At 73.6% G+C, this 9,989-nt stretch carries 10 protein-coding genes; 5 read left to right on the top strand and 5 right to left on the bottom strand.

Annotation, left to right across the window (positions count from 1 at the left end; genetic code table 11):
* The first annotated feature begins 100 nt into the window (after positions 1 to 100).
* Positions 101 to 1,513 carry a tetratricopeptide repeat protein gene (locus ABZ318_RS26880; protein ID WP_356905047.1) on the top strand — a complete coding sequence of 471 codons (1,413 nt, stop codon included), beginning with the start codon at positions 101 to 103 and terminating at the stop codon, positions 1,511 to 1,513.
* Between the two features lie 132 nt (positions 1,514 to 1,645).
* Positions 1,646 to 1,927, top strand: coding sequence for a hypothetical protein (locus ABZ318_RS26885; protein WP_356905048.1), 282 nt, complete (start codon positions 1,646 to 1,648; stop codon positions 1,925 to 1,927).
* Between the two features lie 95 nt (positions 1,928 to 2,022).
* On the opposite strand, the gene ABZ318_RS26890 is transcribed toward ABZ318_RS26885, so the two are convergent.
* Positions 2,023 to 3,180 (bottom strand): protein kinase, encoded by a 1,158-nt coding sequence (locus ABZ318_RS26890; RefSeq protein WP_356905049.1) that lies wholly within the window; start codon positions 3,178 to 3,180, stop codon positions 2,023 to 2,025.
* Between the two features lie 209 nt (positions 3,181 to 3,389).
* On the opposite strand from ABZ318_RS26890, the gene ABZ318_RS26895 reads away from it, so the two are divergent.
* The 3 genes from ABZ318_RS26895 to ABZ318_RS26905 all read left to right on the top strand — a co-directional run bounded on the left by ABZ318_RS26895 (position 3,390) and on the right by ABZ318_RS26905 (position 5,270).
* Positions 3,390 to 4,268 carry a glycosyltransferase family 2 protein gene (locus ABZ318_RS26895; protein WP_356905050.1) on the top strand — a complete coding sequence of 293 codons (879 nt, stop codon included), beginning with the start codon at positions 3,390 to 3,392 and terminating at the stop codon, positions 4,266 to 4,268.
* 140 nt (positions 4,269 to 4,408) lie between these two features.
* Entirely contained in the window at positions 4,409 to 4,561 is a 153-nt protein-coding gene (locus ABZ318_RS26900) for a hypothetical protein (protein ID WP_356905051.1), read from the top strand.
* Positions 4,562 to 4,604: 43 nt separating this feature from the next.
* Entirely contained in the window at positions 4,605 to 5,270 is a 666-nt protein-coding gene (locus tag ABZ318_RS26905; RefSeq protein ID WP_356905052.1) for a Crp/Fnr family transcriptional regulator, read from the top strand.
* Between the two features lie 102 nt (positions 5,271 to 5,372).
* On the opposite strand, the gene ABZ318_RS26910 is transcribed toward ABZ318_RS26905, so the two are convergent.
* The 4 genes from ABZ318_RS26910 to ABZ318_RS26925 form a co-directional block, all read right to left on the bottom strand.
* On the bottom strand, positions 5,373 to 7,043 hold the full coding sequence (locus ABZ318_RS26910; RefSeq protein ID WP_356905053.1) for a hypothetical protein: 1,671 nt from the start codon (positions 7,041 to 7,043) through the stop codon (positions 5,373 to 5,375).
* Positions 7,040 to 8,056: a protein phosphatase 2C domain-containing protein gene (locus ABZ318_RS26915; protein ID WP_356905054.1), complete on the bottom strand. Its 1,017-nt coding sequence runs from the start codon at positions 8,054 to 8,056 to the stop codon at positions 7,040 to 7,042. The genes ABZ318_RS26910 and ABZ318_RS26915 overlap by 4 nt, the downstream gene beginning before the upstream one ends.
* A gap of 422 nt (positions 8,057 to 8,478) precedes the next feature.
* Entirely contained in the window at positions 8,479 to 9,156 is a 678-nt protein-coding gene (locus ABZ318_RS26920; protein WP_356905055.1) for a hypothetical protein, read from the bottom strand.
* A 15-nt stretch (positions 9,157 to 9,171) separates the two neighbouring features.
* Positions 9,172 to 9,989: hypothetical protein (locus ABZ318_RS26925; RefSeq protein WP_356905056.1), on the bottom strand; the 818-nt coding region annotated here is incomplete at its 5' end.

Raw genomic sequence — 9,989 nt, forward strand, 5'->3', positions numbered from 1 at the left:
CGGGAAGGCCCCAGGATGTGGACCAGGGCACATGCATTCAAGCCGCGGCGTGGGCCGTTTTCCATCGAATCCGTCGTGAATCACAGGAGCGGGCGGAGAAGTGACACGGGGGCTGGAGTACATGTGGGCCGGAGAACCACCGGAGACTGAACGCCTGTGGGGCGAACACATAGGCCTTGACCAGATCGCCGCGGCCGAGCGCGGCTACGAGAGCTGCGGCCCGGCCGAACAGCTCCTGTGGGAGCGGCTGTCCGTCTTCGAGGGGGCCTTCGGCCGGGAGGCCGTCCGCGAGGTCTGCGCCTCCGGGACGCTGCCCGCCGGGGCGATCCAGCCGGTCCTGGACCGGCTCACGCCCCTCGCCCTCCTCCCCGTCGACGACCTCTTCGACGGCGAGGACGGCCTGCCCCGCTACTGGATGCCGCACCCGATGCGGGCCGTCGGCGCCCGCAGGCTCACCGCGCGCGGCGACCGCTGGGCCGTCCTCCTGCACCACCGCAGATGGTGCGTGAAGGTGGCCCGGCGGGCCTCCGACTGGTGGCAGCGGGGCCGGCAGGTCGACGCCCGGGACCTCGCGCTGCGCGAACTCCCGGACCTGGTCGCCGCCATGGACCCGACGACCGCACCGCTGTCGCCGAATGCCGAGGCCGAGACGTCCGTCGAGATCGCGGTCTCCCTGTGGTTCCTGTGGGTGGCCTGCGGGCGGACCGCCGAGGGCCGCGCCCGGCTGCGGCACGCCCTCAGCCTGCACGCCGGACCGCCGTCCGCCCGCGCCCTGTGGCTGGCGGCCTTCCTGGAGCTGGAGTCGGGCCGCCCCGAGGACGCCGACCCGCTCCTCGCACAGGCCTGGGCGGCGGCCGTACGGGACGGCGACGAGCGCTGCCTGTCGCTCCTGGCCCATCTGCGCGGCGCGACCGCCCTCTACCAGGGGCGTACGCGCGCGGCGGCGGCCGAGTTCCGGGAGGCCCTCGCGCTGATGGAGGAACACCCGGAGTTCGGGCCGAGCCGGCGGGCGTGCTGGGTCGGGCTCGCGCTCTCCCTGTGCCGCTCCGACCCGGAGGGCGCGCAGGAGGCGCTGGACCAGGGGGACCTGGACCGGGAGAGCCGACGGGCGTGGGTGGGCCGTGACGTGTTCGCCGATGCCTGGGCGTACCACGTGCGGGCCGAGCTCGGCGCCTGGGACGGCGACCGGGCGCGCGCCGCGGAGTACGCCCGGCGGGCCCTGCGCGAGCATCTGCGGCTCGGCTCCGCGGTGGGCGCGGCCTGCGCGGCGGAACTCCTGGCCCAGCTGCGGGCGGTGGACGGGAAGCGCGACGCGGCGGCCCATCTCTTCGGCGCGGTCGACCTGTTGCGCACCTCGGTCTTCGACTCCTCGTACCGGCCGGCGGAGTACTGCGTGGTCACGCGCGCGCGTGGGGAGGAGGCGCTCGGGGCGCCGCTCGGCGACCCGGACCTGCGGGAGGCCTACGAAGAGGGCGCGAGACGCGGCCTGTTCACGCTGTCGGGCGAGATCTAGGGGGCCCTCGGGACCGCCTTCGCACTCTCCGCGACCGCCCGCACACGCCCGGGAGCCGCCCGACCGCCTACCCTGGAGGTACGCGTCCCGCCCCGGCGGCACGCGTCCACCCCGGCGGTACGGAGGCGGCCCATGAGAGCACGCCACCACTTCCACATCGACCACCTCGGGCACTCGGTCTCCGTGACCGTCCGGACCGGGCGCGCCCCGGTCGTCGAGGTCCTCGTCGACGGCAAGGAGACCGGTCGTGCCACGGGCCGGGACGACCGCCCGGTCACCGTCACGATCGAGCTGCCGACCGATCCGCCGACGCCGGTGACCGTGCGCGCGACCCCGGGGCCCGGCGTACCGCGCTGCCTGCTGCTCGGGACGGCGGACGAGGAGCCGCGGGTGATGGCACCGAGGCCGTACTGAGCGCCGTACTGAGCCGGTCGGGGGCCTCGCCGGGGCAAGCCGGGAGCCGGTCGGGGGCCTCGCCGGGGCAAGCCGGGAGCCGCTCCGGGGCCCCGTCAGGACAGCCAGGCCATCCCGATGATCAGGAAGACCACGAAGGCGATGGCACCGGCCACCGCGGCCGTCTTGCGCGGGCGGCGCCGGGAGAGCTCCGCGAGCCCGCCGCCGCTGCTCACCGGGGCCTGGCGGCGCCGGGCGGCGGGCGCGGGTCTGGTCACCGGCGGCCGGTTCATCGGCGGCGGGGTCGGCGCGGGCGTGTGCACCGGCGCGGGCATGGGCAGGGGGGCGGCCCCGGTCGGCTGGTGGGAGCCGCGAGGCGCGTGCGTCAGGGCGGGCCCGGGCCCGGCGGGCTGGTGGGGTGCGTGCGGCCGGCCCGCGACGGGGGCGGCCCCGGGGTATCCGGACCCGCGCCAGGCTCCGGAGGAGAACCAGTCCGCGATCGCCTGCGCCGAGGGCCGCTGCTCCGGCTGCTTGGCGAGCAGGCTCAGCAGGTACGTCTCGAAGTCGGGCGGCAGCGCGGCCCCGAGGCGGCTCGGCGGCACCGGGGCGGTGTCGATGTGCTGGTACAGCAGCGCGGTCGCGGTGTCCGCGCGGAACGGGGGTCTTCCGGTGATCAGCTGGTACAGCACGCAGCCCAGCGAGTACACGTCGGAGGCGGGCGACGCGGGCTGCCCGAGGGCCCGCTCGGGCGCGAGGTACAGCCCCGTGCCCACGATCTGACCGGTCGTCGTGAGCGCGGCCGAGGGGTCGTCGACGAACCGCGCGATGCCGAAGTCGGCCAGCTTGACCGTGCCCTCGGCGTCGACGAGCAGGTTCCCCGGCTTGATGTCCCGGTGCACCACGCCCTGCCGGTGCGCGGCCGCGAGGCCGGCGGCGGCGTGCGCGGCGACGACCGCGACGCGCTCGGCGGGCAGGACCATCGGATCGGACGGGCTCCCCTGGAGGCTGTCGCCCTCCACCAACTCCATGACCAGGAACAGCTTTCCGTCCCAGGTGCCGAAGTCGAAGACGCCCACCACGTGCGGGTGGCTCAGCCGTGCGGCGGTCTGCGCCTCCAGCCGGAAGCGGTCGCCGGCGGAGGGGTCGGTCGACTGCGCCAGCATCAGCTTCACGGCCACGGGCCGGCCCAGGACCTCGTCGGTGGCCTGCCACACCTCGCCCATGCCGCCCCGGCCGATACACACATGAAGCCGATATCGGTCCGCGACCAGCACCTGGAGACCACCCTTTCGACGATCGATCAACCTGACGGAAGGGAACCAGCGTAGAGCCGCCCGGCCCCGCCCCTCGCCGCGCTCCCCCCTCCGCGCCTCCGCGCGGTGCACGACACCCGTGGTCCGGGTGAACGGAAGGTGTCACCGGACGGTTAGCATCGCGGCCCGGAGCAGGTTCTGGTGCACAGGTTCATGGGACGGAGTGGGTCGTGGCGCGACCTCGTGTGGGTGTGGCAGTACTGACGATGGGCACGCGCCCCGCCGAGCTGCGGGCGCTGCTCGACGCCGTGGCGGGCCAGGACGAGCCCGCGTCCCGGATCGTCGTCGTCGGCAACGGCACGGGGTCGCTCCCGGCCCTGCCCGAGGGCGTCACCGGGGTCGAACTCCCCGAGAACCGGGGCGTCTCCGGCGGGCGGAACGTCGCGATCGAGACGCTGCGCTCCTTCGGCGACGTCGACATCGTGGTGGACCTCGACGACGACGGCCTGCTCGTCGACACGGACGTCTTCCGCCGCCTCGCCGACCTGTACGAGGCGGACCCGCACCTCGGCATCGTCTCGTTCCGGATCGCCGACGAGACCGGCGAGACCCAGCGCCGGCACGTCCCGCGCCTCGGGGCGAAGGACCCGCTGCGCGGCGGCGAGGTGACCACCTTCCTCGGCGGCGGCCACGGCCTGTCGATGCCGATGCTCGACCGGATCGGCGGCTGGCCGGAGGACTTCTTCTTCACCCACGAGGAGACCGACCTCGCCTGGCGGGCCCTCGACGCGGGCTGGAAGGTCCTGTACGCGCCGGAACTCCTGCTCCAGCACCCCAGGACCAGCCCGGCCCGGCACGCCGTCTACTACCGGATGACGGCCCGCAACCGCGTCTGGCTGGCCAAGCGCAACCTGCCGGTCCCGCTCGTCCCCGTCTACCTCGGCGTCTGGACCCTCCTGACCCTGGCCCGCACCCGCTCGCTGCCGGGTCTGAAGGCCTGGTTCGGCGGCTTCGCGGAGGGCGTCCGCCGCTCCGGCGGGCCCCGCACCCCGATGCGCTGGACCACGGTCCTCCACATGACCCGCCTGGGCCGCCCGCCGGTGATCTAGGGGGCGTCTGACAAGACCCCCTGCCCGGACAGCTCGTCCGGGACGCCGTCCTTCCGTAAGCTCTCCGTGTGCATGACGGTCGGGTACGTGTTCCCGGCGGCCTTCATGACGACGGAGTTCGAGAATCGGGGGATGCTCCAGTGTCGAAGGAAGAGTCCCGGACCGAGGCGCCGAAGACCGCCCGGCAGATCCACGCCTCGCTCCACGAGTCGGCCCGCACGGTGGACGCCGAGACGTCCGCCGCCCCGGCCATGGCGTCCACCGCCCCCGCCCCGTACCGCGCCCTCGTCTGAAATGGCCTCTCCGGACAGCGCACCGCACCGCCGCCCGCGTCGGATGCCCTTCTGGTCCCTGCTCGACGACGACGGCAGGGCCGAACTGCTCGGCATCGGCAGCATGGTGGCCTTCCCGTCCAAGGGGACCCTGCTGCGGCAGTACGACCTCACCGACCATCTGCTCGTCGTCCGGCGCGGCTGCGTCAAGGTCACCGCCAACTCCGCCGCGGGCTACCAGGCGGTGCTCGCCATCCGCAACGCCGGAGACCTGTTGGGCGAGCAGGCCGCACTGGACGGCGGACCGCGCTCCGCCACGCTCACCTCGCTGACCCGGGTCGAGGCCCTGACGATCCCCTCGTCCCTGTTCCGTGCCGCTGTCCGGTCCACGCCCGCCATCGCGTTCGCGCTCCAGCAGGTGCTCTCCGAGCGCCTGCGCGAGGCGGACGGCTACCGGGCCGCCGCCGGTTCCGAGGCCGTCCAGGCCAGACTCGCCGCACTGCTGCTGGAACTCGGTGCGGAGCACGGCCGCCCCGTGGGCAACAGCTCCGTGCTCATCACCCTGCCGCTGTCCCAGGACGATTTCGCCGGTCTCGTCCTCAGCTCCCGGCGGACGGTCAGCCGTGTCTTCGAACAGTGGCGCAGGCACGGCTGGGTGACGACGGGACGCAACAAGCTGACCATCGACCAGCCGGACGAACTGAAAAGGCTGAGCACCGCCGGGCATTAGGGACCGCCCGGCGGATCGCGGATCAGGGAAGGAACCGCCCGGCGGATCGCGGATCAGGGAAGGAACCGTCCGGCGGATCAGCCCGGACCGGGCGGGGTGCGGTCACACCTCGTCCCAGGACATCGTGGCCAGCCCGTGCTCCTCGGCCATCGCGTTCCAGCCGGACACGAAGTCCTTCTTCGCACGGGTCGCCCGTGTGCTGGCACCGGACGCCTCCTGCCACTGCGAGGAGGCCAGCACGGCCTCGGGCGTACAGCCGCTCGTCATCTCCTCCGCCAGCCGCGCGTAGGCACGGTCGGCGGCGGCCGACGCCTGCCAGCCGGATTCGAGGTCACTCGTCATGGAGGCGGGCAGCAGATCCGCGTCGAGCGCCTCCAGATCCCGCAAGAGCCCGTCCCGCGCGGATGCGGCTTCCTCGAACACCTCCTTGGCCTCCAGGAGCCCGGAACGTCCCGGGCAGGTGGTCATCCGGCGGACGGCCTCGCCGACGCTGCCGCGGTTGCCCTTGTTCCGCTCCAGCAGGTCGTTCAGGGCACGTGCCTGTCCTTCCTCGGTGTCCGGAGCGGCCGAGCCGGAGCCGTCGGATCCGGAGCCCTGGCCCGAGGAGCCGGAGCTGCCGGACCGGGCCCCTTCCTCGATCTTCTCGTAGAGGTCGGGACCGTAGACGAGGGCGAGGACGAGCAGCACGATCGCGACGAACCACTTGCCGGCGTTGGACTTGGCCGGCTGGGGTGGCATCGGCCGTGCCATCCGGGGAGGCCGGGGGGCCGTGGGCGGGGTGTTGGGCACGGTCCGCGGCGGCTGCGGCGGCCGAGCGGTGCCCTGTGGCGGCCGGTGGGCGCCCTGCGGTGGTGACGCCGTGCCCGCCGTGTTCCGCGGCGCGGAGGAGGGCGAGGGGGCCTGCGGAAGCGTCGCGGGTGCCGTGGCGATCGCGTCGGCCAGCGCGTTCAGCCACTGCTCCGGCGCCGGTCGCCGGGCGGGGTCGGCGGACAGGCTCAGCTCGGCCAGCCGCCCCACGGCCGGGTCGGTGGCGGTCAGTACGCGGAGATCCCGCCCGTCCTGGCTGCCGGCGAAGAGCCTCGCGGCCAGCAGTCCGAGCTTGTACGCGTCGCTCGCCAGGGTGCCCTTGGGTTCGCCCGAGGGCACCTCCCAACCGGGGGTCTCGACCTGCGGCAGCATCGAACGGCCGTGCAGCACCATCGCGTCGCAGTCGATGAGGAAGCAACCGGGCGTCCCGTCGAGGGCGAAGAACATGTTCTTCGGCGAGATGTCCCCGACGACGACCCCCAGGGAATGCAGTCGTCCGAGTGTGCGCGCGAGGTCCAGCAGCAGCTCGAACCTCTGCCGGGGGGTGATCGTGATGCCCGCCGTCCTGAGATACACGGCATTGTTCAGCAGGTACTCGAAGGCCGCCGCCCTCTCCACACCCGGATCGAAGGCGAGCGTGCGGGTGAACCGCGGGGGGATCCGGCGCATCAGGAATCCGCGCACCCCGGAGGAATCGACGACCAGACCCGCCGGCCAGGCCGTGCAGTTCGCCAGCCACTCGCCGGTGCCGCGCTCCAGAGAAGGGACGAAGTCCACCATGGCGGCGAGGACCCCGGCGTCCACCTGAGACCGGAACTCCGCGCGGTACTCCTTGTAGGCCACCGGCCAGGACCCGTTGATGGTCCGGTCCTTGACCGCCCACACCACGCCCTGACCGCCGGCCGCGATCTCGCGCTCCTTCACCACCCGGCCGATGTCCATGGCTCCGGGGTACGCGCCGTTCATCCCGCCGTTCCGCCTGGTCGGGCCGGCGCGGCTTTGCGGCCTCCGCTCTCGTCGAGGCGGTGACGCGGCCAGACGGCCAGCAGCGTCCGGTCGTCGTCGAAGGTCTCCCGGGAGAAGTCGAGCAGCAGGGCGAGGGCCAACGGCTCACGCGGCGGACGGCCCAGTTCGAACGCCATCCTCTCCCCGACGGTGCCCGTGCCGTCGCCCAGCGGATCGCCGAACCCGTCCGTCCCGACCAGCAGCACCCCGTCCTCGGGAACCGTGTACCAGGTTCCCTCGATCTGCCGTGGCACCCGCGGCAGCGCCTGCACCGCGGAGGAGAAGACCCCGTCCGCGCTCTCCTTCCCGTCGCCCAGCAGGGGGTGGAAGCGGCTCTCGTGGAGCATCCAGGCGCCGCTGTCCCCGACGTGCACCAGATTGACCTCCAGCTGTCCGCTCCCGGCGAGCCGCACGACGCCCGTCACCAGGGTCGTGGCCAGCAGGGCCTGGGCCTCCTGTCTCTGCTCCGGGGTCGGTTCCGGACCGCGGGTCACCCGCATGAACAGCTGGTACGCGGCCGCCGACACGGCCCGGTTCCAGTCGACCTGCGGCCGTCCCTCGTCCAGCTGCCGCAGCACGTCGGCGACGGCGGTACGGCAGGCCAGCGCGGCACCCACATGCGACTGGGGAGCCGCCGAGACGCCGTCCGCCACGGCGAACACCACCGCATCGGTCGGTTCGTGAGCCGCCACCACGATGTCGTCCTGGCGTGGCTGCCCGCTGAAGCGGTGCGCGTCACCGCGTACGGAGGCCAGGCGGACGGTGAGCCCCGGGGTGGACCAGCCGTCGAACAGCGTGTCGGGGCGGTACGGGTCCGCGGGCGGCGGCTTCGGCTCGAATTCGGCGGCGGGCCTGCCGAGCGCGGCACGTTCCCAGACCGGCCGCGGTGACCCCGGGGAGCGGGGCTCCCGCGTTCTCCGTACGGGCGTCGAGGCACCGGGGTCCGGCTGCCGGTGCGGCGGGACGGGCGCCACCGGCCGCGCCTGCCCCGGTGGCGCCTGGTGACCGGCCGGCGGCGCCAGGTGACCGGCCGAGTGCGCCTGGTGGCCGGCCGACGGCCCGGAGCCGGAGGCCGCTCCGTGCCCCGACGAACGCGCGTGACGGGCGGGGGACGGGGGCGTGTGTCCCGGGTCCGCCGGGGAGCCGGGACCCGGTCCCGGCTCGTGCAGCGGCATCGGCGGTACGGAACGCGGTCCGCCCGCCGGGGGCGGAGCGGGGAACCCGTCCCCGGGTGCGGCCGGGACACGGCCGTCGGGCGACGGCTCCCCCGCCGGGGGTCCGGCGGCGGAGGATTCGACGGCGGAGGATTCGGCGGCAGCGGATTCGGCGGCAGCGGAGGAGGGCTCGGAGGGCTCCCCCTCGTCCTCCCGTCTGCGGCGGAACAAGGACGCCACGTTCACACCTCGTCAATCGCGAGCCGGAAGCCTTCCGGCCGCTCGACCACCAGCTCCGCCTGGCCCGACGCCATCGCGTTGCCGGACTGCACCACGCTCCGGGTGAGCGCGGTGAAGAACCGGGCGATGGACTCTCCCAGTTGGGCGCCGGGCACCGAGACGAAGGCGAACTCCGCCTGCGTGGCGACGCTGAGCATCGTCTCGGCCTCGGCCTGGCCGATGCCGCAGGCGATGATGTTGGGCGCCGCCTTGGTCACCGAACGGTCGGTGAGTTCCCGGTGCCTGTCCTGCCACGCCTCTCCGGTGTTGGGCTGGCCGTCACTGAGGAAGAACACCGCGGGCCGGTGCACGCGGTATCCCTGGCTCTTGAGCGTGTCCACATCCTGCGGGATCCGTCTCAGCAGCGCGGTGAAGGCCGCCTCGTAGCTCGTACCGCCGCTCGCCGTGAGGCGGGGCAGCTCGCTCTCGGCCCGCAGGTCGGCGAGGATCAGCCGCTCGGTCACACTGTTGGCGAACCCCAGGACCGAGAAGCGGACCTTCGCCGCGGCCATCGGTTCGCCGAGCAGGGCCCGGTGCAGCGAGGCGAGCCCGGCGTTGAGATCACCGACGTAGGGGTGCATGGAACCGGACTCGTCCGCCAGTACGTACACCGGCAGTAACTGTCCCTGGGTCTCGGACATGTCTTTCTCGTCTCTCTACTGGAGGTCTTGGACGGAGCTCAGTCCCTGCGGACGTTCCAGCCGCAGCTCGGAGGAGCCGGCGACCGCGCTTCGTCCCAGGTGGAGCACGGTGTTCTGGAGGAGCATCGAGAACTGCGTCGCCGACTCGGCGAGGTCCGCGTGCGCGTTCGCCGCGACGGCGAACTCCGCGGGGCTGGCGATGCGTGCCACCGTCCGCCGGTCGATCGCGCCGATGCCGCAGGCGACGACGTTCGGCCGGTAGGGGTGCTGCATCAGCTGCTGCTGCGCGGCCTGCCACTGGCCGCCGTCCTCGGGGTCGCCCGCGGCGAGGAAGAAGACGGTCGGGCGGTTCACGCGCGGTGCCTGCTGTTTGAGCCGTTCCGTCTCCAGGGGTACGAGCTCCAGCAGGCGGCGGAAGACGGGTTCGTACCGGCAGCCGTTTCCTGCCTGGAGGTCGGGGACACCGGTCTGCCACGACACCTGCGTGAGGGGCATCCGGACGTCGGCCGTGTCGGAGAAGGTCAGCACGGACAGCCGTACGGCCGAGGCCACGTCCGGGCTGTTGGCGAGCAGGGTCTGCAACGAGCGCAGCGCGTCCCGCAGTTGGGTGACGCAGCCGGCCGCCGCCGCCGACGTGTCCAGGACGACGTAGACCGGTGCGAGGCCGACCGCCGCCGGGCGGACGTCCGGGGGCGGGGCGGCCGGGGAGTCGTCGGAGGGCTGCGCGACGTCGGGACGCGGATCCGGATCGGGTACGAGGACGAGCTCCTCGCCCTCCAGATCGCTTAACCGCAGCCGGTCGGTGCGGCGCAGCCGCAGCACGAAGGGCGCCA

The sequence above is a fragment of the Streptomyces sp. NPDC006197 genome, from assembly GCF_040613865.1.
In the GTDB taxonomy this organism is placed as follows: domain Bacteria; phylum Actinomycetota; class Actinomycetes; order Streptomycetales; family Streptomycetaceae; genus Streptomyces.